This window comes from Glycomyces sp. NPDC049804 (assembly GCF_040674615.1).
GTDB lineage: Bacteria > Actinomycetota > Actinomycetes > Mycobacteriales > Micromonosporaceae > Glycomyces > Glycomyces niveus.
The window spans coordinates 257469-283214 of sequence record NZ_JBFAMQ010000005.1 but is presented as its reverse complement, the minus strand read 5'-3'; the positions used below and the strand labels follow the sequence as shown (position 1 = coordinate 283214).

Annotated in this window: 22 protein-coding genes; 10 read left to right on the top strand and 12 right to left on the bottom strand. The window is 71.7% G+C overall.

Annotation, left to right across the window (positions count from 1 at the left end):
* Positions 1-89: 89 nt before the first annotated feature.
* Both AB0K52_RS10375 and AB0K52_RS10370 read right to left on the bottom strand, forming a co-directional pair.
* Positions 90-1205: an arabinogalactan endo-1,4-beta-galactosidase gene (locus AB0K52_RS10375; RefSeq protein ID WP_363529112.1), complete on the bottom strand. Its 1116-nt coding sequence runs from the start codon at positions 1203-1205 to the stop codon at positions 90-92.
* A gap of 67 nt (positions 1206-1272) precedes the next feature.
* Positions 1273-3252: a beta-galactosidase gene (locus AB0K52_RS10370; protein WP_363529110.1), complete on the bottom strand. Its 1980-nt coding sequence runs from the start codon at positions 3250-3252 to the stop codon at positions 1273-1275.
* A 276-nt stretch (positions 3253-3528) separates the two neighbouring features.
* Between AB0K52_RS10370 and AB0K52_RS10365 the strand changes: the two genes are divergently transcribed.
* The 9 genes from AB0K52_RS10365 (at position 3529) to AB0K52_RS10325 (ending at position 14284) form a co-directional block, all read left to right on the top strand.
* Positions 3529-4878, top strand: coding sequence for an extracellular solute-binding protein (locus AB0K52_RS10365; protein ID WP_363529107.1), 1350 nt, complete (start codon positions 3529-3531; stop codon positions 4876-4878).
* Between the two features lie 21 nt (positions 4879-4899).
* On the top strand, positions 4900-6273 hold the full coding sequence (locus AB0K52_RS10360) for a sugar ABC transporter permease (RefSeq protein ID WP_363529104.1): 1374 nt from the start codon (positions 4900-4902) through the stop codon (positions 6271-6273).
* A 2-nt stretch (positions 6274-6275) separates the two neighbouring features.
* The gene (locus AB0K52_RS10355; protein WP_363529102.1) at positions 6276-7172 is read left to right on the top strand and encodes a sugar ABC transporter permease; all 897 of its coding nucleotides are present in this window, start codon (positions 6276-6278) and stop codon (positions 7170-7172) included.
* A gap of 4 nt (positions 7173-7176) precedes the next feature.
* The gene (locus tag AB0K52_RS10350) at positions 7177-8298 is read left to right on the top strand and encodes a glycosyl hydrolase 53 family protein (protein WP_363529099.1); all 1122 of its coding nucleotides are present in this window, start codon (positions 7177-7179) and stop codon (positions 8296-8298) included.
* A gap of 190 nt (positions 8299-8488) precedes the next feature.
* Complete coding sequence (locus AB0K52_RS10345; RefSeq protein WP_363529096.1) at positions 8489-9490, top strand: LacI family DNA-binding transcriptional regulator; 1002 nt, start codon at positions 8489-8491, stop codon at positions 9488-9490.
* Between the two features lie 347 nt (positions 9491-9837).
* Positions 9838-10332, top strand: coding sequence for a flavin reductase family protein (locus AB0K52_RS10340; protein ID WP_363529093.1), 495 nt, complete (start codon positions 9838-9840; stop codon positions 10330-10332).
* Positions 10329-11981, top strand: coding sequence for an AMP-binding protein (locus AB0K52_RS10335; RefSeq protein ID WP_363529090.1), 1653 nt, complete (start codon positions 10329-10331; stop codon positions 11979-11981). The genes AB0K52_RS10340 and AB0K52_RS10335 overlap by 4 nt, the downstream gene beginning before the upstream one ends.
* Positions 11978-13456 carry an FAD/NAD(P)-binding protein gene (locus AB0K52_RS10330; RefSeq protein ID WP_363529087.1) on the top strand — a complete coding sequence of 493 codons (1479 nt, stop codon included), beginning with the start codon at positions 11978-11980 and terminating at the stop codon, positions 13454-13456. Before AB0K52_RS10335 ends, AB0K52_RS10330 begins: the two co-directional genes overlap by 4 nt.
* A gap of 9 nt (positions 13457-13465) precedes the next feature.
* Complete coding sequence (locus AB0K52_RS10325; protein WP_363529084.1) at positions 13466-14284, top strand: class II aldolase/adducin family protein; 819 nt, start codon at positions 13466-13468, stop codon at positions 14282-14284.
* Positions 14285-14332: 48 nt separating this feature from the next.
* Here AB0K52_RS10325 and AB0K52_RS10320 read toward each other — a convergent pair whose 3' ends face one another.
* Both AB0K52_RS10320 and AB0K52_RS10315 read right to left on the bottom strand, forming a co-directional pair.
* Positions 14333-15241, bottom strand: coding sequence for a pyridoxamine 5'-phosphate oxidase family protein (locus AB0K52_RS10320; protein ID WP_363529082.1), 909 nt, complete (start codon positions 15239-15241; stop codon positions 14333-14335).
* Between the two features lie 2 nt (positions 15242-15243).
* Positions 15244-16167 carry an AraC family transcriptional regulator gene (locus AB0K52_RS10315; RefSeq protein WP_363529079.1) on the bottom strand — a complete coding sequence of 308 codons (924 nt, stop codon included), beginning with the start codon at positions 16165-16167 and terminating at the stop codon, positions 15244-15246.
* Between the two features lie 210 nt (positions 16168-16377).
* Between AB0K52_RS10315 and AB0K52_RS10310 the strand changes: the two genes are divergently transcribed.
* Entirely contained in the window at positions 16378-16947 is a 570-nt protein-coding gene (locus tag AB0K52_RS10310) for a CGNR zinc finger domain-containing protein (protein ID WP_363529076.1), read from the top strand.
* Positions 16948-17017: 70 nt separating this feature from the next.
* On the opposite strand, the gene gap is transcribed toward AB0K52_RS10310, so the two are convergent.
* From gap to AB0K52_RS10270, 8 genes are all read right to left on the bottom strand, one after another.
* A complete protein-coding gene (gene gap / locus AB0K52_RS10305; RefSeq protein ID WP_363529073.1) occupies positions 17018-18016 on the bottom strand; it encodes a type I glyceraldehyde-3-phosphate dehydrogenase in 999 nt (332 codons plus the stop codon).
* A 48-nt stretch (positions 18017-18064) separates the two neighbouring features.
* Positions 18065-18835 carry a class I SAM-dependent methyltransferase gene (locus AB0K52_RS10300; RefSeq protein WP_363529070.1) on the bottom strand — a complete coding sequence of 257 codons (771 nt, stop codon included), beginning with the start codon at positions 18833-18835 and terminating at the stop codon, positions 18065-18067.
* Between the two features lie 10 nt (positions 18836-18845).
* Positions 18846-20084 carry a multidrug effflux MFS transporter gene (locus AB0K52_RS10295; RefSeq protein ID WP_363529067.1) on the bottom strand — a complete coding sequence of 413 codons (1239 nt, stop codon included), beginning with the start codon at positions 20082-20084 and terminating at the stop codon, positions 18846-18848.
* A 19-nt stretch (positions 20085-20103) separates the two neighbouring features.
* Positions 20104-20742, bottom strand: a complete 639-nt coding sequence (locus tag AB0K52_RS10290; RefSeq protein WP_363529064.1) for an NAD(P)H-binding protein — start codon at positions 20740-20742, stop codon at positions 20104-20106.
* A 28-nt stretch (positions 20743-20770) separates the two neighbouring features.
* A complete protein-coding gene (locus tag AB0K52_RS10285) occupies positions 20771-22303 on the bottom strand; it encodes a 4-hydroxyphenylacetate 3-hydroxylase N-terminal domain-containing protein (protein WP_363529061.1) in 1533 nt (510 codons plus the stop codon).
* Positions 22304-22457: 154 nt separating this feature from the next.
* Positions 22458-22925, bottom strand: coding sequence for a hypothetical protein (locus AB0K52_RS10280; RefSeq protein ID WP_363529058.1), 468 nt, complete (start codon positions 22923-22925; stop codon positions 22458-22460).
* Positions 22926-23056: 131 nt separating this feature from the next.
* Positions 23057-23878, bottom strand: a complete 822-nt coding sequence (locus tag AB0K52_RS10275) for a hypothetical protein (protein ID WP_363529055.1) — start codon at positions 23876-23878, stop codon at positions 23057-23059.
* Positions 23871-25724, bottom strand: a complete 1854-nt coding sequence (locus tag AB0K52_RS10270; RefSeq protein ID WP_363529052.1) for a 3-oxoacyl-[acyl-carrier-protein] synthase III C-terminal domain-containing protein — start codon at positions 25722-25724, stop codon at positions 23871-23873. The genes AB0K52_RS10275 and AB0K52_RS10270 overlap by 8 nt, the downstream gene beginning before the upstream one ends.
* Positions 25725-25746: the final 22 nt, after the last annotated feature.

Genomic DNA, 25746 nt, shown 5'->3' with positions numbered 1-25746 from the left:
TGGAGTGCTCCTTCTGCGGAGGGGGTTCAGGGGAGGCGGGCCGGACCGCCGAATGCGGTGCGGGGCCCGGCCCGCCGAAGGGGGAGTGCTTACAAGGTGCCGAGGGTCTTCAGCGCCGGGGTCGCCTTCCACGCGAAGTCGAACAGGGCCTGGTTCTCCCAGCCGTTCTTGCTGTTCGGGTCGTAGGGGTCCCAGCCGTTGCCCGCGACGGCGGTCCAGGTGGCCTCCCACCAGAACACGCCCGCGCCGCGGCCGTTCGGCACCGCCTTGACGACGTTCGCGATCGCGGTGAGCATGTTCGACTGGCCGGTGTAGCTGGCCGGGTAGCCCGCGACCGGGGTCGCGGCGCTGATGATGTTGCCGAACCCGTCGCGGTCGCCGGGGTTGAACGGGTACGCGGTCTCGACCACGTAGACGGGCTTGCCGTACCGCGAGGCCATGTCGTTGAGGTTGGACTGGAGCCCGGCCAGGGAGCCGTGCCAGTAGGGGTAGTACGAGGCGCCGATGGCGTCCCAGGTGACGCCGCGGGCCTTCATCTCGTCGAAGAACCAGCGGAACACCGAGTTGTTGCCGCCTTCGGCGAGGTGCAGCATGACCTTCGCGGCCGGCACGGTCGCGCGTACGGCGTTCGCGCCCGAGATGAGGAACTGCGCGAGGTTGTCGAGCTGGTCGTAGCGGCCCGTGGGCCACAGCATCCCGCCGTTGAGCTCGTTGCCGACCTGCACCATCTGCGGGGCCGCACCCGCGGCGACCATGGCGCCCAACACCTCCGCGGTGTGGTTGTAGACCGCGGTCTTGAGCTGCGCGACGCCGTAGTTCGCCCAGGCCGCGGGCTTGGTCTGCGCGCCCGGGTCGGCCCAGGTGTCGGTGTAGTGGAAGTCGACGAGGACGTTCATCCCGGCGGCGCGGGCGCGCTTGGCGACGTTCACGACGTGGGTCTTGTCGTTGTAGCCGTCGGCGGGGTTGACCCAGACCTTCAGGCGGATCCAGTTGACGCCGCTCTTCTGGAGGATCCAGATCGCGTCCTCCCTCCAGCCGTCGGCCCACATGTACACGCCGCCCTTGGCTTCGGACTTGGCGAGGCTGGAGATGTCGGCGCCGCGCGCGAACGCGGTCTGGGCCTGGGCGGACTCGGCGGCCCCGAGCGCCAGGGCCGGCGCGGCGAGGGCCGCGACGGCGGTCGTGAGGGCTGTCCTTCGCTTCATTGCGATCACGTCCTTCAGAGGTGGGTCTTGCACTAGGGGCGGCGGCCCCGCGGGGCCGCCTCGGGCGCTAGGGGTGCGCGAGGACGACGACCTCCCCGGCGGGTACCGGGACGCCGCCCTCATAGGCGGCGCCGGTGAGGGCGTCGGTGCCCCGGAGATCCGGGACGTGCTGGTCCTGACCGGTGTGGTTGATCAGGAAACTCAAGGGGCCGCGGCGGACCGCTTCGAGTCCGTCCGGGAGGCCCTGCGGCCGTTGGACTCCGGCCGCGTCGAGCACTTCGGCGAGGAGGTCGCGCAGGCCGGTGGCGTCGTCGAGCGCGGTCGCGGCGTACCAGGCGGTGCCGGCGCCGACGCGGTTGCGGGTGATCGCGGGGCGGCCCGCGTCGGGGCCGTCCGCGAAGGCCGCCAGGACCTCGGCGCCGTCGAGGCGCACGTGCTCGGACCAGATGCGGCCGACCGGGCCCGAAGCCGAGTTCGGCGCCGCTGAGGTGAGGGCGAGCCGGGCGCCCTCGTGGAGCGGGTGGAACTCCTCGACCCACAGGCCGAGGGTCGCCTGCAGCACGGAGGCGTGCGCGCCGGGATGGACCGAGTCGTGCTCGTCGACGATCCCCGAGAAGTAGGAGACGAGCAGGTGGCCGCCGCCTTCGACGTACCCCTGCAGGTTCTTCGCCGCCGCGGCCGTGAGCAGGTACGAGGACGGCGCGATCACGGCCTTGTAGCGGCCGAGGTCGGCCTCGGGGTGGGCGAAGTCGACGGTGACGTGCTGCTTCCACAGCGACCCGTAGTAGGCCTCCACGCGCTCGCGGAACTCGAGCTCCACCGAAGGGCGCCATTCGAGTTCGAGCGCCCACCAGGACTCCCAGTCCCACAGGACCGCGACGTCGGCGTGCACGTCCGAGCCGACGACGCCGGCGATCTTCCCGAGGTCGCGGCCGAGGGCGACGACGTCGCGCCACACCTGGGTGTCGGTGCCGCCGTGGGGGAGCATCGCGGAGTGGAACTTCTCGGACCCGGCGCGGGAGGCCCGCCACTGGAAGAACATGAGGCCGTCGGCGCCGCGCGCGACGTGCGAGAGGGAGTTGCGGCGCAGTTCGCCGGGGGTCTTGGCGATGTTGCGCGGCTGCCAGTTCACCGCGGAGGTGGAGTGCTCCATGACCATCCACGGTCCGCCGGCGACGGCGCGGGTGAGGTCGGCGCTCATCGCGAGCTCGATCTCGTGCTCCTCGCGCTCGGCGATGAGGTAGTGGTTGTTGGAGACGACGTCCACGTGCTCGGCCCAGCGGAAGTAGTCCATATCCTTGCAGTTGGGCACCATGAAGTTCGTGGTCGCGGGGGCCTGCGAGTATCGGGCGATGATGTCGCGCTGCAGCTTGTAGTTGGCGATGTGCGCGTCGTTGGAGAAGCGCATCCAGTCGAGCCGCAGGGCGGGGTTGACGCCGGGCGGGGCGATCGCGGGGGCCTCGACCTGGTCGAAGTCGCGGTAGGTCAGGCCCCAGAAGGCGGTGCCCCAGGCCTCGTTGAGCGCGTCCACGTCGCCGTACCTGTCGGCGAGCCAGCGGCGGAAGTGGGCGGCGGAGACCTCGCAGTAGCACTGGACGTTCGCCCAGCCGTACTCGTTGTGGAGGTGCCACATCTCGACGGCGGGGTGCGAGCCGTAGCGGGCCGCCAGCCGCTCCACGATGGAGGCGCACGCGTCGCTGTAGACCGGGTGCGAGGGGCACACGCCGTGGCGCGAGCCCGCTGCCATGGCGCGGCCCTCGAAGTCGACGAGGCGGATCTCGGGGTGGGCGCGGCGCAGCCACGAGGGCGGGGCGGAGGTGGGGGTGCCGAGGTCGACGCCGATGCCGTTGCCGTGCAGCAGGTCGACGACCTTGTCGAGGCCGGTCCAGTCGTATTCGCCGGGGGCGGGTTCGATGAGGCCCCAGTTGAAGATCCCGAGGCTGACGAGGTTCACTCCCGCCTCGCGCATGAGGCGGACGTCCTCGTGCCAGACCTCCTCGGGCCACTGTTCGGGGTTGTAGTCGCCTCCGTAGCGAATGGTCTGCACCGTGTCTCCTGTGAGGTTCCTTGCATCAATGCCTGTGAACGTGCACAGTACTCGACGTATGACGATGGCGCAACCTGAGGTTCTGTCGATGGCTGTTTCAAAATTGTGATCGTTTCATGAAGAATCTTTGTTCTAAAAGCCGACATTTAGCGCATTGGTTGGTTGCTAACTGCATCATGAGTCGCTAGATTCGTGTAAACGTTCACAGCCCGGTGGCGCGATTCATACCCCCCAGTGCCGCAGCGGGCCCACCACTCACCGAGACAAGGACTTGACATGCGCAGCAACGGTGCTCACGCGGGACCCTCCATGAACCGCCGCAACCTCCTCGCCCTCGGCGGCGGCGTGGCCGCGGCCGGTACCCTCGCCGCCTGCGGCGGCCCCGAGGAAGACGAGAACACCCAGAGCGGCGGCCTCGAGTGGGACGCCGACGCCCAGCAGTACGTTATGGAGGAGGACGTCGCCTCCGGCAAGGCCGCCCTCAAGGTCTGGTTCGAGACCGACACCGTCGCCGAGGCGATGATCGCCGCGTTCACCGAGCAGTTCAAGGGCGTGAAGGTCGAGTACGAACTCGTGCCCCAGAACGACGCCGTCGAGAAGATGACCACCGCCGGCGAGGCCGGCAAGGGCGCGGACGTCTACCTGTCCTTCTACGACCAGCTCGCGCGCGCCATCGACCAGGGCGTGGCCGCCCCCCTCGGCGAGTACGAGACCGTGCTCAAGGGCCGCATGAGCGACACCTTCACCGGCGTCGTCTCCGGCGGCGAGGACGGCTCCATGCACGCCGTCCCGATCACCACCGAGTCGATCGCGCTGTTCTACAACAAGACCCTCCTCAAGGAGCTCACCGGCTCCGACGTCCCGGCCGCCACCTGGGAGGACATCAAGGCCCTCGCCGCCGAGTACAACGACGCGGCCAAGAACCAGTGGACCGTCCAGTGGACGCCCGGCGAGATCTACCACGCCTACTCGATCCTCTCGGCGACCGGCTGGCAGCTCTACCCCGACCTCGACCCGGCGAAGCCGAACTTCGACGACCCGAAGCTTGTCGCCGCCCTCGAGTACTACGCGGGCCTGCGCGAGGTCTTCGACGTCCCCGCCGCCGACGCCACCGAGGAGAACATCCGCCAGGAGTTCGCCGCCGGCAAGACCCCTTACGCCATCAACGGCCCCTGGGCCTTCGCCGACTCCGACGCCGGCGCCGAGGCCAACGGCTTCGAGTACGGCGTCACGGTCCTGCCCAGCGTCGAAGGCGGCGCCCCCGCCAGCTCCTTCGCCGGCATGCACATCGCCGTCGTCTCCGGCTACACGAAGTACCCGGCCGCCGCCCGCGTCTTCGCCAACTTCCTGGCCTCCGACGCCGGCGCCGCCGCCCTGTACGCCATCACCGGCCAGATCCCGGCCCTCAACGCCGACCTGCTCGCGGGCATCGAGGGCCTCTCCGAGGACCCGCACGTCGCCGGCATCGTCGAGCAGTCCGCCCAGGCCGACCTCATCCCGCAGGTCCCCGAGTACTTCTGGGAGGTCGGCAACACCCTCGCCGTGGACGTGTGGGACTCGCTGAGCTCCGCCGCCGACGCCCAGACCAAGGCCGTCGACACCTACAACGAGCTGCACGGGCTCTAGGACTCTGGGACGAGCCACGAGATGAGCAACAACGCTCAGAGCGGCAAGCTCCCCGCACTGGTGCCGGGCCTCGCCTCGGCACTGGTGTGGGGGGCCGGCCAGCTGATCAACCGCCAGGCGGGCAAGGCCGCCTTCTTCTTCGCGTTCTTCGCAGGCCTGGTCGGCTGGGAGATCGCCTCCGGCAACTACTACGCCGGAATGGAGTTCACGCCGCGGAGCAACGGCGGCTTCTTCGTCAAGGGCCTGTGGGGCCTGTTCACCCTCGGCACCCAGTCGCGGCAGATGACCCTGACCGGCCTCACCGAAGGGGACAACTCCGTCACCCTCCTCGCCAGCGGCCTCATCGCGCTGCTCGTCCTCGCCCTCCTCGCGGTCATCTGGATCTGGGGCGTCCGCGACGCCGCCGCCTACCGCGCCGCGCTCAACCTGGGCGGCGCCCGCGAATCCTCCGCGGCCTACTGCAAGCGCCTGTGGGAGAGCGCGTTCGCGTACATCATGCTCTCCCCGGGCCTCGTGCTCGTCGTGTTCATGTCCGTGCTCCCGGTCCTGTTCGTCATCCTCGTCGCCTTCACCAACTACAACCGCGACAACCTGCCCCCCAAGAACCTCGTCGAATGGGTGGGCTTCGACAACTTCGGCGCGATCCTCTCCGGCTCCGCCTGGACCGACACCTTCCTCGGCGTCCTCACCTGGACGTTCGTGTTCGCGCTCGTCACCACCGTGGCCTCCTACGCGCTCGGCTTCTTCCAGGCCGTGCTCCTCGCCAACAGGAAGGTCAGGTTCCCGCGCGTGTGGCGCTCGATCTTCCTGCTGCCCTGGGCCGTCCCCGCCATCGTCTCGGCCCTGGTCTTCCGCTCCATGTTCAACGGCCAGTTCGGGCCCATCAGCCAGTGGCTGGTCGACGTGGGCCTCACCGACGACCGCGTCTACTGGTTCACCGACGCCTCCAACCCGAACCTCGCCCGCGCGGTGGTGCTCCTCATCAACCTGTGGCTCACCTTCCCGTTCTTCATGGCCCTCGTCGGCGGCGTCCTCACCAACATCGACGCCAGCTACTACGAGGCCGCCCGCATGGACGGCGCCAGCGCCTTCCAGCAGCTGCGCCACATCACCCTGCCGGTGGTCCACAAGACCGTCGCGCCGCTGCTCATCCTCTCGTTCGTGTCCAGCTTCAACAACTTCGGCGTGGTCTACTTCCTCACCGAAGGCGGTCCCGACAACGCCGACTACCGCTTCGCGGGCAGCACCGACCTGCTCGTCACCTGGCTGTTCAAGCTCACCTTCGAGACCCAGCTGTACAACATCGGCGCCGTGATGAGCCTCTTCATCTTCCTCATCGTCGGCACCATCTCCGTGTGGAACCTCAACCGCTCCAAGGCGATCCGGGAGCTCTGACCATGACCGCCAAGACCGCCGAACGCCCCGCCCCGAGCGGGACCGCCACCCCGCCGCGCCGCCGCAAGGCCCCCCGCGGCGAGGGCCTCACCACGGTCCTCATCCACCTCGAGCTCCTCGTCGTGGCCGCCGTCGTCGTCTTCCCGCTCCTGTGGGTCGTCGGCGCCTCCCTCAGCCCCGGCGACGGGCTCGGCGAAGTCTCGCCGTTCCCCTCCGAGGCCACCATCGCCCACTACGCGGACCTGTTCACCGAGACCGACTACGGCCGCTGGTACCTCAACTCGCTCTACGTCGCCGTGCTCAACATGGCCGGCTCGGTCGTGCTCGCCGCCATCTGCGGATACGTGTTCTCCCGCGTCAAGTTCAAGGGCCGCAGAGCCGGCCTGCTGAGCATCCTCATCCTGCAGATGTTCCCGGCCTTCCTCGCCGCCATCGCCGTGTACATGCTCTTCCTGAACTTCGGCCTGCTCGACTCGCTCACCGGCCTCGCCCTGGTGAGCATGGCGGGCGCCCTGCCGTACAACATCTGGCTCATGAAGGGCTACACGGACAACCTCCCCGCGAGCCTCGACGAGGCCGCCGCGATCGACGGCGCCGGGCGCCTGACGATCTTCGCGCGGATCATCCTCCCGCTCATGCGCCCCATGCTCACCTTCGTGGCGATCACGCAGTTCACGCTGCCGTGGATGGACTTCATCCTGCCCCGCCTGGTGCTGCAGAGCGCCGAGAAGCAGACCGTGGCCCTCGGCCTGTTCAACATGATCAGCTCCGAGTACGCCAACTCCTACACCACCTTCGCCGCCGGAGCGGTGGTGCTCGCCCTGCCGATCACCATCCTCTACATCGTCCTGCAGCGCTACCTGGTCACCGGCGCGAGCGCCGGCGCGGAGAAGGGCTGAGCAGATGAGCACTCCCATCCGCGGCGCCGACGTCTCGATGACCGCCGAGATCGAGCAGCGGGGCGCGGTCTTCCGCTCCGAAGGCGCCACGCACGACCTCTTCGAACTCCTCGCCGCCCACGGCGTCAACTGGATCCGCCTGCGCCTGTGGGTGGACCCGCGAGACGAGGCCGGCGAGCCCTACATGGGCGGCACGAACGACCTGGCGACCACGATCGCGCTGGCCCGCCGCGCCAGGGCCGCGGGCCACCGAGTGCTGCTCGACCTGCACTACTCGGACTTCTGGACGGACCCGAAGAAGCAGTCCACGCCCAAGGCGTGGCGCGGCCTCAGGGGCGCCGACCTCGAAGCGCGCGTGCACGACTGGACCTCCGACGTGCTCGCCGCGCTCGCGGCGGCGGACGCGTCGCCGGACATGGTGCAGGTGGGCAACGAGATCACGAACGGGATGCTCTGGCCCGAGGGCCGGACGCCGAAGTTCATCGACCCCGAGCGCCGCTTCGAGCGCGAGGACCCGGCCGCGTTCGACCGGCTCGCGCGCCTCCTCGCCGCCGGGGCCGCGGCGGTGCGCGCGGCGGGCGGGGCGCGGGTGATGCTCCACCTCGACTTCGGGGGCGCGAACGAGCTGTACCGCGGCTGGTTCGACCAGGCGGTGGCGCGCGGCCTCGACTTCGACGTGATCGGCCTGTCCTACTACCCGTACTGGCACGGCACCCTGAAAGACCTGGGCGCCAACCTGAACGACCTCGCCGAGCGCTACGGCCGGGACCTCGTGGTGGTCGAGACCGCGTACGCGTGGACCGGCGCGTCCCCGGCCGGGCACCACCAGGTGTTCAAGCCGGAGCTGGCGGCGGCCGGGGGCTACCCCGCCTCGCCGGAGGGCCAGGCCGCGTACCTGCGCGACCTGTACGCCACTGTGGACGGCGTGCCCGGCGGGCGCGGCCTCGGGATCGTCTACTGGGAGCCGGCGTGGCTCCCGGTGGACGGCACCACCTGGGCCTCGCGGGCCGGGATGGAGTACGGCGACGACGTGGTCGACGAGTCCGGCAGCTCGTGGGCCAACCAGGCGCTGTTCGACTTCGACGGGAACGCGCTGCCGTCCCTGCGGGCGCTCGGCGGCGGGTGACCGGAGTGCGATGACACGGTTGCGAAGACACCGCCGCGGGACCTGACGCGCGGAAGCGGCGGAGCGGCCGCCGTCCCCTTGGGCGGCCGCTCCGCACCCCGTCCGATCCGGCCGCCGGGCCGGGCCTCGGCCCGGGCCGACGGCCGGGGCGAGTGATAATCGAGTGAGACACAAGGGAGAGCTGAGCATCTTGAACCGGAAACGACCGACGATCCACGACGTGGCCGAGGCCTCGGGCGTCTCGCGCGGCACGGTCTCCCGCGTCCTCAACGGCAAGGCGAACGTCTCGCTGTCCGCGGAGGCGGCGGTGCGGCGCGCGGTCGCCGAGACCGGGTACGTCGTGAACCGGGCGGCCCGGAGCCTGAAGACCAGCCGCACGGGCTCGATCGTCATGGTGCTCTCGGAGCCGCAGGAGCGCCTGTTCGAGGACCCGAACTTCTCGGTGCTCATGCGCGTGGCCACCAACCAGCTCGCCGACCGCGACATGTCATTGGTGCTCATGATCGCGGGGGACGACGGCGGCCGCGACCGGGTGGCCCGCTACCTGCGCGGCGGCCACGCCGACGGGGCGCTGCTCATCTCCACCCACGCGGGGGACCCGCTGCTCGACGAGATCGAGCGGTCGGGCGTGCCCGCCGTGGCGCTCGGCGCGGTCCTCGGCCGCGAGTCCGTCATCCCCTACGCCGCGGCCGACGAGCGCGGCGGCGCCCGCGCCATGGCCGAGTACCTGGTCGAGCAGGGGCGCCGGAAGATCGGCATGATCACCGGCCCGCTCGACACGCCCGGCGGCTCGCTGCGCCTCGAGGGCTTCACGGGCGTCCTCGGCCGCAAGGCCGGGAAGCAGATGGTCGTGCACAGCGACTACACGCAGGCCGGCGGCGAGGAGGCCATGCGCCGCCTGCTGGCGAACGTGCCCGACCTCGACGCGGTCTTCGTCGCCTCCGACCTCATGGCCGCCGGCGCCCTGCAGGCACTGCACGCGGCCGGCCGCCGCGTCCCCGAGGACGTCGCCGTCGGCGGCTTCGACGACTCGGCGATCGCCTCGGCCACCCGCCCGGCCCTGACCACGGTCCGCCAGCCCCTCGCGAAGGTCGCCGAGGAGACGGTCCGACTCCTCCTCGCCCTCCTCGAGGACGAGGAGGTCGAACCGGCGATCCTGCCGACCGAGCTCGTCATCCGCGACAGCGCCTGACCGACGGCAGCGCCTGAGCATCGACGGCGCTTGACGAACGACCATTCCTGAGACGCGATACGACGTAACGACGGCCGCGCGGCAAACGCGCGGCCGTTCGCATTCCCGCCCTGCTCGCAAGGCGGCCGTGGCCTTTGTCTACTTGGTACTGAAATGCACTGCGGGCGTTCGCGATCCGAACAGAGGGCATGCGTGTCCGTGCGTAACCGTTCGGCTTCGCCTGCATAGAGTCTGATCACGCTTCGTACACAACGACAACGATCGCCTCCTCCCCCTGGATCGCGAACCCCGAGGCAGCCCTCTGGCCCCAGTCCCGCTCTCCACCTCGTCAAGGACGGACCATCGCCATGCCACCAGACCACCGCCGCGTCATGCGCCAATTCGTCACCGGCGTCTGCGTCGCCGCCACCTACACCGACGAGCCGGCCGGTCGCCGCCACGACGCCGTCACCGTCAACTCCTTCACCTCGCTCTCGCTCGACCCGCCACTGGTGGCCCTGAGCCTGCGCCACGAGTCGCGCTTCCTCGCCGCGATCCTCTCCAGCCGCCACTTCGCGGTCTCGATCCTCTCGGGGCAGCACGAGGAGATCGCCCGCACCTTCGCGCAGGACCAGGACGCCCGCGCCCGAGCCGTCACCACCATGGGCCGCCCCGGCCACGCCAGCGGCGCGCTCCTCCTCGACGGCCCCGGATGGATCGAATGCCGGCTCGACCGCCGCATCAGCGTCGGCGACCACACCATGATCGTCGGAGAGGTCCTCGCGACCGGCCTCGGCGACAACGACGGCCCGCTCATCTTCGTCGAAGGCGAGTTCCGCAGCCTGGAGGTGGCCAAGCCATGACCAGCGCCAGCCGGACCCGGCCCCGCACGCACACCCCCTCCCGGCTCTGGGGCCCCGAACCGACCGCACCCGACGCCGCGACCCTCGCCGACGTCCTGCTCCGCGCCGCGCGCGGCAGCTCCGGCGGCATCACCTACGTCCGCGACGCCGACACCGAGGAGCGCCAGAGCTACGGCGCCCTCGCGCACGACGCCGCCCGCATCCTCGGCGGCCTGCGCGAACGCGGCGCCCGCCGCGGCGACAAGGTCATCGCGAAAGTCGCCGACGAACCCGACCTGCTCGCCCTCTTCTGGGCCTGCATGCTCGGCGGCCTGACGCCCCTGCCGCTCGGCACCGGTTCCGGCGCGCCGCACCCGGCCGCGCTCGACGAGCTGTGGCAGCCCGGCGACCGCGTCTGGATCGTCGACGACGGGCCGCAGCCCGGACCCGCCTCCGCCCGCGCCGAACGCCTCGGCTCGATCGGCGACCTCCGCGCCGCCGACTCCCGCACCGACTTCACACCCGGCGGCCTCGACGACCTCGCGCTCCTGCTCCTCACCTCGGGCAGCACCGGCACCCCCAAGGCCGTCATGCTCACCCACCGCAACCTCCTCGCCCGCACCGAGGCCACGGTCCGCGCCGCCGGCCTCGACCGGACCATGCGGTCCTTCAACTGGATGCCGCTCGACCACGTCGGCGGCCTCGTCATGTTCCACCTGCGCGACACCTACCTCCAGTGCGAGCAGGCCCACGCCCGCATCCAGTGGATCCTCGACGACCCGCTGCGCTGGATCGACCAGATGAGCCGCCGCGGCTCGACCGCCACGTGGGCGCCGAACTTCGCGTTCGGACTCGTCAACGACAACGCCTCCCGCATGGCCGGACGCGATTGGGACCTCAGCGCCCTCACGTACATCATGAACGGCGGCGAGGCCATCAAACCGGCGGTGCTGCAGCGCTTCCTGCGCCTGCTGCACCCGTTCGCCCTGCCCGCCGACGCGATCTGCCCCGGCTGGGGCATGTCCGAGACCTCCTCGGGCATCGTGGACTGCCGCTTCGAACCCGGCGCCGCGGGGGCCGGGCGCTTCATCTCCGTCGGCCGCCCGCACCCGGGCGTGGGCCTGCGCGTCGTCGACGAGTTCGACGAGGTGCTCCCCGAAGGCGAGCAGGGCCTCCTCCAGGCCTCCGGCGCCCCGGTCTTCGGCGGCTACTACAACAACCCCGAGGTCAACGACCGCACCTTCACCGCCGACGGCTGGTTCCGCACCGGCGACCTCGCGTACATCGAGGACGGACGCCTCACCGTCACCGGCCGCGACGGCGACACCGTCGTGGTGGCGGGCGAGGCCCGCCACGGCCACGAGATCGAGTCCACGGTGGAGGAACTCGACGGGGTCGAGCCCTCCTACACCGTCGCGTGCGCCGTCGACCCGGCCGACGGCGACAGCGGCCTCGCCGTCTTCTACCACCCCCGCGCCGGCGCCGACACCGCGTTGCTGGACAAGGAGATCCGCGACGCCGTCCGCGCCGTCCACGGTCTCGAAGCCCGCCACGTCGTCCCCGTGACCCGCGCCGACGTCCCCAAGACCGGCATCGGCAAACTCCGCCGCACGCTGCTCAGCCGGCGCTTCGAGGCCGGCGAGTTCTCGACCTCGGGCGGGCGGCCATGAGGCTCGCGATCGCGGGAGCGGGCGCCTCGGCCGTCTGCCTCCTCGACGCCCTGGCCCGCAGCGCCGACCGCGTCGACGTCACCGTCTTCGATCCGGCGCCCGCCCCGTGGCGCGGCCGTCCGTACCGCTGCGACCTGCCCGCGGTCCGCGTCAACGCGCCGCCGCCCGAGATGTCGGTCAGGGACGGCGACCACGGCCACTTCGAACGCTGGCTCGACGCGAACGGCGGTGCGGCCGAACCCGATCCGTGGTCCGGCGACCGCTTCGTCCCGCGCGAGCGGTACGGCGCCTACCTCGAAGCCGCCGCCGCCGAGGCGATCGCGGCCATCGAAGGGGCGGGCGGCACGGTGGCGCTGCGCCGCTGCGCCGCCACCGGGGTGCTGCGCACCAGCGAGCAGGTGGTCGTCCGCACCGACGACGGCCGCCTCCAGCCGTTCGACGCGTTCGTCCTCTGCGTCGGCGTCGGCCGCCCCGCCGACCTCTACGGACTCGACGGCGCCACCGGATACGTGCCCGACCCGTACCCGGCGCTGACCGCGCTCGAGCCGGTGGAGGGCGACACCGCCGTCATCGGCTCCGGCCTGACGGCGGTGGACACGGTCCTGGCGCTGGCCGCGACCCGCTCGGAGGGGCGGATCGCGCTGGTCTCGCGCAGCGGCGTGCTGCCGGGGGTGCGCCAGCGGTACACGCCGAGCCGCTTGCGGCACTTCAAGGTCGACCGCATCCGGGAGCTGGCGCGGCGAGGGCCGCTGCGCCTGGAGGATCTGACGGCGCTCATGGCCGCGGAGATCGCGGCGGGCGGGTTCGACGCGGCGGGCGTGGCCCGCGAGCTGTCCTCGCTCGGCCGGGAGGAGCCGCGGGCCAGGCTGGCGCGCCACCTCGCCATGGTCGACGACCCCGACCTCGGCCTGCGGATCCTGCAGCAGGCGGTGCCGGAGACCGGCCCGGACGTGTGGCCGCGCCTCGACGCGCGCGACCGCGAGCTGGTGCTGCAGGAGCACTACCGGACCCTGATGAGCCTGTGCTGCCCGATGCCGCCCGCGAGCGCCGCCACCTTGCTGTCCCTCATGGACTCCGGGCGGCTGGACGTGGTCGGCGGGCTCGCCGACGTGCGGCCCCGGCGCGGCGGGTTCACCGTGAAGGCGGGCGGCCGGAAGCTCCAGGTCGCCACCGTGGTGAACGCGGCGAGCGCGCCGCGCCACCGCGTCCCGCCGGCCGCCGCGCCCCTGGTGGACTCGCTGGTCCGCTCGGGCGCGGCCCGCCCGCACCCGCACGGCGGCCTGCGGATCGACCCGGCGACGAGCCGGGCGGTCGGCCGCGGCGGGCCGGACGACCGCCTCTACGTCCTCGGCGACCTGGCCGCCGGGACGCTCTTCTTCACCTTCGGCATCCCGTCCCTGGTGGACCGCGCCCGGGACATCGCTGCGAGCCTCTCGCTCCAGCGCCGACCCCTCGCCACCCCGGCGAACCGTTAGGAGACCACTGTGAACGACACTGCTGTGAACGACACCGCCAAGCCCTCGTACCTGGCCGACACCGACACCGGCCTGCCGTTGCCGCAGCGGCCGGTGTTCGAGCGGGTCGAGGACGAGCGCCGCCACCGCAAGCAGCGGCTCGCGGCCGCGCTGCGCCTGTTCGGCGAGTTCGGCTACTCGGAGGGGGTGTCGGGGCACCTGTCGGTGCGCGACCCCGAGTACCCGGACCGGTTCTGGGTCAACCCGTTCGGGAAGGCCTTCGAGCGGCTGCGGGTGGCCGACCTGATCTGCGTCGACGCGGCCGGGCGGGTGGTGGCCGGGGAGGGCCTGGTGAACCCGAGCGCGTTCGTCATCCACTACCACATCCACGACCAGCGGCCGGACGCCGAGGCGGCCGCGCACGGGCACACGGTGTACGCGCGGGCGCTGGGGGCGCTCGGGCGGCTGCTGGAGCCCATCGACCAGGAGTCGGCGGCGTTCTGGGAGGACCAGGTCCTCTACAGCGAGTACGACGGACCGGCGGTCGACTTCGAGATGGGGCGGCGCATCGCGCGGCACCTGGGGGACAAGCGGGCGCTCCTCATGGCCCACCACGGGCTCGTCACCGTGGGCGGCTCCATCGACGAAGCGGCGCACTGGTTCTTCACGTACGAGCAGGCCGCGCGGGTGCAGCTCGTCGCGAGCGCGGCGGGCGAGGTGAAGCCGATGAGCCCGGAGCAGGCGAAGCTCGCGCGCGACGGGTTCGGCGACCCCCACCTGGGCTGGTTCTCGTTCCAGCTCCTGTGGGACCAGATCGTGGCCGACCAGCCGGACTTCCTCGAGGAATAGAGCGGTCGGCGCGAGGGGCCCGGCCGTACGGCCTGGCCCCTCGCGGTGCTACGCCACCATGCAGGCGGCGGGCGGGTTGTGCCGGGAGCGGTCGAGCAGCCGCCACCGCAGCGGACTCGCGCCGTCGACCTGCACGACACTGCGGACGGTGAACTCGACGACGCGAAGCGCGCCGGGGAGCGCCGCCGCGGCGGCGGGGTCCCAGTCGACGCGGCAATCGCCGGCGAGCTGGAGCGTCGCGCCGGTCTCCCAGTCCACGAACAGGAGTCCCGCGGCGGGGTTGACCTCGATGTTGCCGAGGGTCATGTAGAACGAGTTGCCGAGGTAGTCGGGCCAGCGGATCACGTTGTCCTCGACGGTGACGAATCCGGGTTCGCCGCCGCGGTGCGAGGCGTCGGCGCCGTGCTCGGGGGAGCGGGAGCCGATGAAGAACGTGTCGGCGGACTCGATCCATTCGCGTTGGGCCGCATCGAGTCCCTTCCGGGCGACGGCGGCGCCCGGCGGGGTCTCGTCGTAGGCCGTCACCTCCCGCACCTGGAGGTACTTGGGGCAGTTGCCGAGCACCTGCTCAGTGCGTATCGCCAGGCCGCCGTCGCGCCGGGTCACGGTCCCGTTGACGCGGATGCGCCGGCGTGTCTGCGGTTCCAGCGCGAGGACGCCGACGTCGGCGCCGTCGCGGAGGGCGGTCCCGAGCGCGTCGCCCCCGGCGGGCAGGGCGTCGACGAGGAGGGTCCGGTGGTCGGCGGCGTGCGCGAAGCCGGGGCGTCCGGCGACCGTGGTCGTCCACATGCGGCCCTCCTCATCCTCTGAGGAGAGGAACAGCATGCACTGGCGCTGCAGGAACTCGGCGAAGCCGCCCGAGAGCGAGGCGCCGAACATCGGCGAGCCCCATCCGGGCCCGCCTTCGCCCGCGCGCTCCTGCACGGCCTGCTCGCCGGGGTGTTCGATCGGTCGCATCATCATGCTCCTTCGGGTTGTGTCGCGGCTCGGATCTGGCGGGGGGTGAGGCCGTACTCCTGGCGGAAGGCCCGGGTGAAGTACGAGGGGGTCAGGAACCCCCAGCAGCGCCCGATCATCGCGACGCTGACGCCTGACTTGAGCGGGTCCTGGAGGTCGGCCAGGCAGCGGGACAGGCGTTCGCGCCGGATCCACTTGGTGGGGCTGAGCCCGTGCTCCTGGAACAGCTTCTGCACGTACCGCACGGACACGCCGTGCTGCCGCGCGAGCGAGGCGAGGTCGAGCGACGGGTCGTCGAGGTGCAGCTTCGCGTAGCCCTGGATGCGCATGAGCATCGCGGTGCGGACTTCGCGGTCGCCGCCGTGCGAGCGGGCCGCTTCGGCCGCGGCGCAGGCGACGAGGTCGGTCAAGTGGTGGGCGAACGGCTGGAACGCCGCGTCGTCGCATTCGTCGATCGAGGCGGCGAGGCCGCCGAGCACCGAAAGCAGTAAGGTCGCCGGGCCCTTGTCGCGGGTCCACCGGCGCCCGGCGACCGCGCGCGCCTCGACCGGGGTGAGGCCGAGCCGGCGGACGGTGAGCGGGATGTGGAGCGCCTTGGTGGCGGTCCGGGTGAAACGCAGTTTGAGCGCCTGATTCCGGTCGGTGGAGACGAGATCCCCTTCCTGGGCCGCGATGCTGCGCCCGTCCTGGACGGCCAGCACCGATCCCTCGGCGACGTACCAGAAGTCGACGATGCCGGTGCCGGGCACGGGAGTGTGGCGGACGGTGGCGGGGCCGGTGCTCAGGGCCGTGGCGTTGACGCCCCCGGGCCCGAGCGGACGGAGGCGCTGGGCGGCGGGGTCGGCATGGGCGACCGTGACCCGACCTCCCAGCAGTCGCTCCCACTCGAGCGGGGGCGCGTCGACGACAGCTGATTCGAAATGCACGAGAAGACTCCCTCGCGTTGCCGGCCGAGCCGACCGGCGCGAGCGGCGGCGTCTCCCCAACGGCCGCCTGGAACGCGGACGCCGCTGTCAGCGCCGCGCTGGCCGGACTCGGACCCAGTGCTGTGGCGGCGCGGAGGCGTCGCCATGGTGTTACCGAAGCGATAGTCCCATCAGAGTCTAATGGGTTCACGAATAGGATACCATTAAGAAGTGAATGCAGTGGTACATCTGACCGGCGACCTGCCGATCGCCCTCGCGAACACCGTCCGGCTCCGCCGCGGCCGCCTCCAGGACGCCATCGAGACCCCCGCGGGCCTGGCGGCCTGGCTCGCCGAGATCGCGCCCTCGCTGCGCACGGCGCTTCCCGAGCACGCCCTGACGGAGGTCGGCGAAGCCGACGCCAGCGAGGCCCGCCACCTGCGCGACGGCATCCGGTCCGTCATCGAGTCCCAGGCGGCGGGGGAGGTCCCCGCCGAAGCGGACCGCGAACGGCTCAACCGGCACGCGGCCGCCGCGCCCGGCTGGCCCCGGCTCGACTGGGACGGCGACCCGGTCATCGCCCGCGTCAGCGCCGCCGCCCCGGTCGCCGCCGCCCTCGCCGAGATCGCCGGCGCCGCCATCGAACTGTGCTGCTCCGAGCAGCGGCACCTCCTGTCGGCCTGCGCCGCACCGGACTGCATCCGCCTGTTCGCCAAGACCGACCCGCGCCGCAAGTGGTGCTCGCCCGACTGCGGCAACCGCGCCCGCGTCAACCGCCACTACCGCAACCGCAACGCCTGAAGGCACGGAAAAGGACTCCGGCCCGGCCCCCTTCGCGGGGACCGGGCCGGAGCCTTTATCGGGAGGCGGGCTAGCGTCCGATGAGGCCGGTGACGTCGACGAGGCGGTTCGAGAAGCCCCACTCGTTGTCGTACCAGGCCACGATCTTCACCTGGCGGCCCACGACCTTCGTCAGCCCGGCGTCGAAGATGCACGAGGCCGGGTCGGTCACGATGTCCGAGGACACGAGCGGGTCCTCGGTGTACGTCGCGTACCCCTTGAGCGGCCCCTCGGCGGCGGCCTTGAGCGCGGCGTTGACCTCCTCCACGGTCGTGTCGCGCAGGACCGTCGCGGTCAGGTCGGCCGCCGAGCCGGTGACGACCGGGACGCGCATCGCGAACCCGTCGAGCCGGCCGTCGAGCTCGGGCAGCACCAGGCCGATCGCCTTGGCCGCGCCGGTCGAGGTGGGGACGATGTTCATCCCGGCCGCCCGCGCCCGCCGCAGATCCGAGTGCGGCCCGTCTTGAAGGTTCTGGTCCTGCGTGTACGCGTGGACCGTCGTCATCAGTCCGGTCTCGATCCCGACCGCCTCGTGCAGCACCTTCGCCATGGGCGCCAGGCAGTTCGTCGTGCACGACCCGTTCGACACCAGGTGGTGCTCGTCAGGGTCGTACACGCCGTCGTTCACGCCCATGACCAGCGTGACGTCCTGGTGCTTCGCGGGCGCGGTGATGATCACCTTGCGGGCCCCCGCGTCCAAGTGCGCCTTGGCCTTGCGCGCATCGGTGAACGCACCGGTGCTCTCGACGACCACGTCGACGCCCAGCTCGCCCCAAGGGAGCCGGGAGGGGTCGCGCTCGGAGAACGCGCGCAGCCGGTGGCGGCCGACGCGGATGCCGTCCTCGGTGCGCTCGACCGGTTCGCCGAGCTTGCCCAGCACCGAGTCGTAGGCGAGCAGGTGCGCGCAGGTCGCCACGTCGCCGAGGTCGTTGAACGCGACCACTTCGACGTCCTCGCCGCGTTCGAGCACGGCGCGGAGGTAGTTACGGCCGATCCGGCCGAAGCCGTTGATCGCCACTTTCACGGGCATGGGGTCTCCTTCGTGTCAAGCTCTCGGACCGGGTCGCGACGAAGCGACTCAGCCGTCGAGCGCGGCGACTTGGACCAGCGGGCCCTTGCCGAACGGCGGCGGCGGCGCGTCGCGGAAGCCGCCGTGCTCGGCGACGACCCGGAACCCGGCGGCGGCCAGCGCCCCGCGGATCTGCGGGGCCGTCAGCACCCACTGGTCGAAGCCGTTCTCGTGCATCGAGACCGCGCCGTCGGGGTCCCGAGCCAGGATCGTCTCCTCATTGCGCCAGCACGCGGTGTGGCCGTTCACGCTCGTGTGGACCATCCGCGTGAGCAGCACGCCGTCGCGCTGGTGGTGCGCGATCATCGACGGCTGGTACGTGTCGACGAAGCCGAGCAGGTGCGCCGCGTCGAGGACCAGGTGCCCGCCGGGCGCGAGCCGCCCGCGGACCTGCCGCAGCAGCGGCACCAGCGCCTCGGGCGGCACCATGTTGAGCGTCGCGAAGAGGCAGACGACCAGGTCGAAGGGCTCTTCGGTCGCGAACTCGGCGACGTCCAAGTCGGTCAGGTCGGCCCGCACGTACTCGAGACCGTCCCCGCCGGCCTCGGCCGCCCAGGCGATGAACGTCGCGCTGGCGTCGACCCCGACGCCGCCGTGGCCGCGCGCGGCGAGCGCCCGCAGCGTGGTGCCAGTGCCGCAGCCCAGGTCGAGCACCCGTCCGCCGGTCGTCTTGCCGCTCTTGGCCAGCCAGTCCGCGAGGTACGCCGTCTCGGCGTGCACGTCGCGCAGCGTCCCGCGAATGACCTCGTAGTACTGCCCGGGGAATTCGAACGCCCTCATCGCGGGCCCCCTACCCGTTCGCCGCGACGGGCGCGTCGGCCGCGACGGCCGGCCCGGTCCGGGACAGGACCGCGAGCGACGCGAACCCGGCGACGGCCAGGGCCGCGATCGACGCGGCCATCGGCAGGGCGTTCGCGGCGCCCGCGACACCGGCGAAGGGCGCGGCGAGCCCGCCGAAGAGGTGCGTGGCGAGCCCGATGAGCGAAGCGGCCGCCCCCGCGTTGTCGCCGTTGTCGGCCAGCGCCAGCGCCATCGAGTTCGGCATCACCAGGCCCACGGCCGAGACGACGACGAAGATCCCCGCCAGCAGCACCGGCAGCCCGGCGTCGGCGAGCACCCCGGTCAGCACGACCACGCCGCCCACCGCGGAGCTCGCGGTGCCGATCCGCAGGAGTCGCAGCGGACCGGTCTTGTGCACGATGCGGCCGCTCACCTGCGCCGCGATCACGAGGCCGAGCGCGTTGACGGCGAACACGGCGCTGAACATCTGCGGCGACATGCCGTGCAGCTCCTGGAGCACGAACGGCGAACCGGCGATGTAGGCGAACATCGCGCCGAATGCGAACCCGGCCGCGAGCGTGTACCCGAGGAACCGCCGGTCGCCGAGCAGACCCGCGAACACCCGCGGCGTGGCCGCGAGCCCGCCGGTCTGGCGGCGTTCGGCCGGCAGCGACTCGCGGAACCCGAAGCCGACAGCGAGCAGCATCAGCGCCCCGCACGCGGCCAGCGCGATGAAGATCCCGGGCCACTCCATGACCCGCAGCAGCTGGCCGCCGCCGACGGGGGCGAGGACCGGCGCGATCCCGGTGACGAGCATCAGCGCCGCGAACAACCGGGCCGCGTCCGCGCCGTTGTACTTGTCGCGCCCGATCGCGGCGGCGATCACGATGCCCGTCGCGCCGCCGATCCCCTGCAGGAGCCGCAGGCCCACGAGCGTCCACACGTCGGGCGCGACGGCGCACAGCACCGAGGTCGCCACATAGAGCGCGAGCCCGGCGAGCAGCGGGACCTTGCGGCCCAGGGCGTCGGAGATCGGGCCGGCGATGACCTGGCCGAAGCCGAGGCCGACCAGGCACGCGGTGAGACTGAGCTGGACCGCCGACGCCGAGGCGCCGAGGTCGGCCGAGAGCTGCGGCCAGCTCGGCAGGTAGGCGTCGTTGGACAGCGGGCCGAGCGCGGTGAGCGCTCCCAGCACGACCACGAGCCAGGCGTACGCGGCCCGCGAAGGCGGGCCGTCCAGGCGTTGCATGGGCAAGTCTCCAATTCCCTCAGTAGGCGACGCAGATGCGGCGCTGGAAGGTCCGGGCGTCCTCGATCGCGTCGGCGAACGCCACGGCGTAGTCGGCGATCGAGACGCGGCTCTTCCCCTCCCCGTCCTTGAGGAGCCGGTCGCCGCCGACCCGGAACTCGCCCGTGCGCGGTCCCGGTTCGATCAGCGCCGCGGGCGACACGAACGTCCAGTCGAGGCCGCCGACCGTGCGGTACAGGTCGAGCGCGGCCGACTGCGCGAGCGCGTTCGCCTTCCACTGCGCCGGGAACTGCGGCGTCGACACGAGCGTCACGCCGGGCGCGACCTCCAGGCTCCCGGCCCCGCCGAGCACCACGAGGCGGCGGACGCCGGCCGCGGGCAGGGCCTCGATGAGGCTGCGGGCCGCGCCGAGGATCGTCTTCTCGTCGTTCTCCACGCCGACCTTCGGGCCTACCGCGCTGGCGACCGCGTCATGGCCTTTGGCAAGGGCCGCAACGGCCTCGGTGTCGAGCACGTCGCAGGCCTCCCAGGACAGGCCGTGCAGGTCGGGGCCGGTTCCGGTGCGGCTCGCGGCGGTGATCTCGTGGCCGCGGGCGAGCAGCTCGTCCCGGATGGCCGAGCCGATGTGGCCGTTTGCGCCGAACAGGAGGATCTTCATTGGACGGTTCCTTCTTCTCTGGTTGGGTTCACTCGGACCAGCGGCCGCGGGTCCAGCCGTTCAGGTCGTAGTCGGCCATGCAGCGGTCGACCAGGTCGCCGTAGTCGTCGAGGAGCCCGGCGGCGCGCGACCACGCGAGGGTGTCGAGCCGCACCTGGTCGGGCCCGCCCGCGTAGTTCAGCTCGTACAGCTCGTGGCGGCCGCCGAACTCGGTGCCGAGGGCGTCCCACGCGAGCTTGAACAGGCGCACCCGCTCCTCGCTGGACCCGGCCGAGCCGCGGTAGAAGCGGTCGAGGAGGGGCCGCAGTTCGCCGTTGAGCATGTCCGCGCCGCTGGCCGGGGTCATGATGAGCGCCGCTGCCAGGTGCTCCTCGAAGAACCGGTGCGTGCGTTCCCACGACAGCGGCGCGAGGGCCCGGTATCCGGCGGCGTACGCCATCTTCGGCAGCACGGTCCCTTCCGGGCCGGGCTCGGGGTCGGCGGCCATGGCGGTGGTGACGGCCTCGGTGACGTGCCGCCAGGCGAGGAGCTCGCCGAGTCCGGCCTGCACGCCGCGGAAGGAGTGGGTGCCGTTCAGCCGCGTGCCCTTGTCGAGGATCCCGGCCATGAACTCGAGTTTCACGGCCATGCGGATGGCGCCCTGGAAGAACCCGCGCGAGAGCAGTCCCGAGCGCGGGAAGTACTCGTGGACCTTCTCGGTGTCGCGGTAGATGAGGACGTTCTCCCAGGGGATGAACGCCTTGTCGAAGATGAGCACCGAGTCGTTCTCGTCGAAGCGGCTCGACAGGGGGTTGTCGTAGGGGCTGTTGGCCTTCATCTCGTAGGAGGGGCGGCACACGACCTTCATGCCGGGGGTGTTCATGGGCGCGATGAACGCCAGCGCCAGGTCCTCGGCCTTGCCCTTCTCGAGGTTCGCGAGGTGGATCTGGCCGACGAACGCGGCGTGCGTGAGCGCCGAGGCGGTGGCCATGAGTTTCGCGCCGTCCACCACGATGCCGCCGTCGCGCTCCTCGACCACGCGGACGTACACGTCGCGCACGTCGTGGGCGGCCTTGTTGCGGTCCACCGGCGGGTTCACGATGGCGTGGCTGATGGACAGGCCCTGCTTCGCGTACCGCTCGTACCAGCCGCGGGCGCTGTCGCCGAACGGCTCGTAGAAGTCGTGCGTGACCGCGAGCCCGGCCATGAAAGAGGCTTTGTAGTCGGGGGTGCGGTTCATGAACCCGTAGCTCATCCGGGCCCACAGGTCGATGGCCTCGCGGGCCTTCATCAGGTCCTCGGCCGATCGCGCGGGCGTGAAGAACCGGTGCACGCGGTTGCCGGTGTGCGGGTCGACGGTGGTCATCGTGTCGGCGGTCTTCGGGTCGTGCAGGGCGTCGTAGAGGTGCGCGGTGGACCTTGCGGCCTGCTTGAACGCCGGGTGGTCCACGACGTCCGCGACGCGCTCGCCGTAGAGGTACACCTCGCGGCCGTCGCGGAGGCTTTCGAGGTAGGCGTCGCCGGTGAGCAGTTCGTTCGGCGCTTCCTGCGCCTCCGCCTGCGTCCGTTCCGCCTGCGCCATGTCTACCAAGGTCGTTTCCCTTCGCTCGGGCCCGGCGCGATCGCGCGGGAGGGGTGCGTCCGGGAAGCGTATGTGCGGCGGGGGCACGCGAATGGCCGATTCGCGCACGGCGAATCGGCCATACCCGCGCAGGCGGGCGGGGGTTCGTGACTCCTTAGAGCGAGGCCTTCCCGGTCCGGTGGGGGACCGGGGCCGGTTCGGGGATGTTGGCGGCGAGCGCCATGACCGATCCGGCCGCGAGCAGGAGCAGCCCGATCGCGGCGGCGACCTCGCCCGAGGCGAGCGAGCCCGCCGGGAGGTCTTCGCTGATGCGCAGGTCGCTGCCGTACAGGATCATCGCGCCCGCGAGGCCGCCGAAGGCCCACACGGTGCGGGTCTCGTGGGTGTGCAGCGTGAAGTACAGGGCGCACCACACGACGAGCAGCAGCATGAGGCCGAGGGCCAGCAGGTGGGTCCGGGTGTCCGGCTGGACGCCGGCGACGCCGGAGAGGTGCCAGTAGTCGAGCGAGCCGCCTCCGGTGTCGACCCACGGCATGAACATCGAGCCGACCATGAGGGCCGAGCCGCCGAGGGCGGCCAGGCCGCCGATGCGGGAGTACGGGGTCGAGGGCGTGCGCTCCATCTTGCACCTCCGGGAGAGATCCGCTGGTTTCTCAAGCGCACCACCGCGGGACGCCCTCGTCAACGTTCTTGACGCGTTATTGACGCCAAAGGGACGGATCTGTCGGCAACCGGACAGATCGGTATCGAGGTTCATCTATTCGCGGCGAGTCTGACCAGGTGCGCGTGGGCGTACTCGCAGACCACTGCGTGGCGGTAGACCGCGTGCGGCACGTCGGTGTTGGAGTCGGCGCGGATTGAGAGGTCGCCGTTCTGCCAGCGCAGGAACACCGGGTCGCCGGTGAGGTCGGCGAGGATGGCGAGGATCGAGTCGTCGAACCGCATGGAGTGCACGGCGCGCCGGTACTCGTCGGGGGTGAGGCAGGCGGCGAACGGGAGGTTCATGAGGCACAGGGCGGTCTGGATGTCCAGGCGCAGCAGCCGGAACCGGTGCGCCTCGGGGTCGAGCGGCGGCATGTCGAGGTCGGAGAAGTCGAGCGGGCCGACGCGGGTCATGTCGAGGGCGGCGAGGACCTGGTAGACGTTGATGTCGTGTTCGATGACGGCCCGGTCGCCGAGCCCGGCGAGGTTCACCGGGCGGAGGGCGACGGGGTCGATTGCGGTGGCGGTGTTGCGGACGATGAAGTTGAGGAGGTTCGTCTCGATCACGAAGTGGCGGATGAGGAGTTCGACCGCCAGCGGGGAGACGAAGCGGCGCAGGAACCACAGGCAGAGCCGGTCCATGAGCCGGTGCGCGGTCCAGCGCACCGGCGTCAGGCGTTTGAGGGCGACGATGACGAGCGCGAGCACCCGCGAGACGGGCCGCAGGACCGGGTAGATCCAGGTGCGGGTCCACTGCCGCTGGTCGTCGGTGACCATGCGGGCGACCTCGGGTTCGAGCGGCATAGCGGGGTCGCGGACCATCGCGTCCCACATGGGAGGGTCGGCGAGCGGCCCGCCTGGCGGCTCAGACATGGTCGAGTTCTTCGAGTTGGAGGGCGTAGAGGCGGGCGACGGTCTTGGCGGTCTTGACGATCGCGTCGGCGGACGCGGCGTCGATGCGGGGCGAGTCGAGGATCGCCTGGAGCTTCGCGAAGTGGTCGTCGTCGGCCTCGCCGTGGTAGGAGAGGAAGCTGACCTGGTCGTCGCGCAGGCCGAGGGTCGCCTTGAAGCGGGCGGCCCAGCCGGAGGCCTTGCCGGTGCCGAGGCCTTCGATGATGAACATCGCGCCGAGGAGCCCGATCGGGTCGGGCTGGCTCGCGGTGTGGAACATGTACGCGGACAGCGCTTCCGAGCCGATGTTCTTCTCGCCGGCGCGGATGTCCTCGATGGAGCCGCCGCAGGCGGCGTAGTCGCGTTCGATCATCATGAAGTCGCGGTGCTCTTCGGCGGCGTGGCCGATGGCGGCGCTGCGCAGGTCGAACAGGTCGACGGAGAAGTTGGAGGCGGCGCGGGAGATCCAGCGGGCGCCGTCGGCGACCTGCTGGCGCAGGTTGAACAGGAGCCGCCGGTAGTCCTCGAGCGTGGCGGTGCCCTCGCTGAGGCGGCGCATGACGGGCACCTGGTCGAGCCGCTGCTCGAACTCCTGCCAGACGGCGTCGAGCCGGTCGTGGAGGCGCTCCGACCGGGGCGCGACGCGGGTGACGGCCGGCGCGGCCTCCTGCGCCGCGACGGGTGCGGCGACCGGCGCGACCGCCGGAGCCTCCGCCGCCGCGCCGTCCACACAGGTCAGATGCGCGAAGCCGAACGAGAACCGGCCCGATTCGGGCACGGCCAGGAGCACGGTCTGGCCCGGCTCGAACCGGCCGGTCCGCCAGCACTCCTCGAGGGCGATGAAGATCGAGGCCGCGCCGGTGTTCCCGCGCGTCTCGAGGTTGGAGAACCACCGGCCCGTGTCGATCTGCGCCCCGGCGGCGGCGAGCTGGTCGAAGACGATGTCGCGGAACGCGTTCGTCGAGTAGTGGCAGAGCACGTGGTCGAGCTTGCCGAGGTCGATGAGGCCCTCGCGGGCGAGCGCCTGGAACTCGCGGAGCCCGGCCTCGGCGAGGGCGCCGAGGGCGCTGGTGTCCTGGCGCAGCAGCATCATCCCGGCCTGCTCGGCCGCGGCGGCGCTGCCCATGTCCTGCCAGGTGCGGCCCGCGACGGGCGCGGCGCCCTCGCCCATCCCCGCGCGCATGCACACCGGGTGGGCGTGGGCGAGCGAGACGGTGCGGACCCAGTCGACGTGCAGCGAGGGCCGGTCGGGGCGCGGCCGCCCCTCCACGAGCACGGCCCCGGCGCCGTCGGAGAGCATCCAGCGCAGGAAGTGCGCGTCGCCGTCGCCGCCGCCGTTGAACCGCGAACTGCGCAGCCACCGGCTGGAGAGCTCGCTGCCGACGACGGCCGCGCGCCGGCGGTCGCCCAACCGCACTTTCGCCACGGCCGCATCGAGGGCGGCGAGGCTCGAGGAGCACACTCCGGCGGCCGAGAGCACCTGCATCGGGCCGCCTCCCAAGCGGCCGTGGACCATCGACGCGAACCCGGGGACGAGGAGGTCGCCCTGGGTGGTCGCGGTCGCGAGCATGTCGAGGTCGGCCGCGCCCAGGCCGCGCTCGTCCAGCGCCGCGTGGAGCGCGTTCGCGGCCAGCTCCTCGTTCAGCTCGGTCGTGCGCCCCTGCGCGTCGAGGGCGTAGTGGCGCTTGGCGATCCCGTTGGCGGCGAGGATGCGGCGGCGCAGCCGGTCGCCTCGCTCGTCGACGCCGCCGAGGCGCGCCGCGATCTCGTCGTTGCCGACCGGGGGACCGGGGAGGTACGCGCCCGCGGCGGTGATGTAGGCGTTCATGCCCTCCATTTGACAGCGCCGC

What these genes read in the sequence shown, in the direction of transcription:
- AB0K52_RS10375 (WP_363529112.1), bottom strand. Translation starts at nt 1,205, where the DNA reads ATGAAGCGAAGGACAGCCCTCACGACCGCCGTCGCGGCCCTCGCCGCG.
- AB0K52_RS10365 (WP_363529107.1), top strand. Translation starts at nt 3,529, where the DNA reads ATGCGCAGCAACGGTGCTCACGCGGGACCCTCCATGAACCGCCGCAAC.
- AB0K52_RS10360 (WP_363529104.1), top strand. Translation starts at nt 4,900, where the DNA reads ATGAGCAACAACGCTCAGAGCGGCAAGCTCCCCGCACTGGTGCCGGGC.
- AB0K52_RS10355 (WP_363529102.1), top strand. Translation starts at nt 6,276, where the DNA reads ATGACCGCCAAGACCGCCGAACGCCCCGCCCCGAGCGGGACCGCCACC.
- AB0K52_RS10350 (WP_363529099.1), top strand. Translation starts at nt 7,177, where the DNA reads ATGAGCACTCCCATCCGCGGCGCCGACGTCTCGATGACCGCCGAGATC.
- AB0K52_RS10340 (WP_363529093.1), top strand. Translation starts at nt 9,838, where the DNA reads ATGCCACCAGACCACCGCCGCGTCATGCGCCAATTCGTCACCGGCGTC.
- AB0K52_RS10335 (WP_363529090.1), top strand. Translation starts at nt 10,329, where the DNA reads ATGACCAGCGCCAGCCGGACCCGGCCCCGCACGCACACCCCCTCCCGG.
- AB0K52_RS10330 (WP_363529087.1), top strand. Translation starts at nt 11,978, where the DNA reads ATGAGGCTCGCGATCGCGGGAGCGGGCGCCTCGGCCGTCTGCCTCCTC.
- AB0K52_RS10320 (WP_363529082.1), bottom strand. Translation starts at nt 15,241, where the DNA reads ATGCGACCGATCGAACACCCCGGCGAGCAGGCCGTGCAGGAGCGCGCG.
- gap (WP_363529073.1), bottom strand. Translation starts at nt 18,016, where the DNA reads ATGCCCGTGAAAGTGGCGATCAACGGCTTCGGCCGGATCGGCCGTAAC.
- AB0K52_RS10300 (WP_363529070.1), bottom strand. Translation starts at nt 18,835, where the DNA reads ATGAGGGCGTTCGAATTCCCCGGGCAGTACTACGAGGTCATTCGCGGG.
- AB0K52_RS10295 (WP_363529067.1), bottom strand. Translation starts at nt 20,084, where the DNA reads ATGCAACGCCTGGACGGCCCGCCTTCGCGGGCCGCGTACGCCTGGCTC.
- AB0K52_RS10290 (WP_363529064.1), bottom strand. Translation starts at nt 20,742, where the DNA reads ATGAAGATCCTCCTGTTCGGCGCAAACGGCCACATCGGCTCGGCCATC.
- AB0K52_RS10285 (WP_363529061.1), bottom strand. Translation starts at nt 22,303, where the DNA reads ATGGCGCAGGCGGAACGGACGCAGGCGGAGGCGCAGGAAGCGCCGAAC.
- AB0K52_RS10280 (WP_363529058.1), bottom strand. Translation starts at nt 22,925, where the DNA reads ATGGAGCGCACGCCCTCGACCCCGTACTCCCGCATCGGCGGCCTGGCC.
- AB0K52_RS10275 (WP_363529055.1), bottom strand. Translation starts at nt 23,878, where the DNA reads ATGTCTGAGCCGCCAGGCGGGCCGCTCGCCGACCCTCCCATGTGGGAC.
- AB0K52_RS10270 (WP_363529052.1), bottom strand. Translation starts at nt 25,724, where the DNA reads ATGAACGCCTACATCACCGCCGCGGGCGCGTACCTCCCCGGTCCCCCG.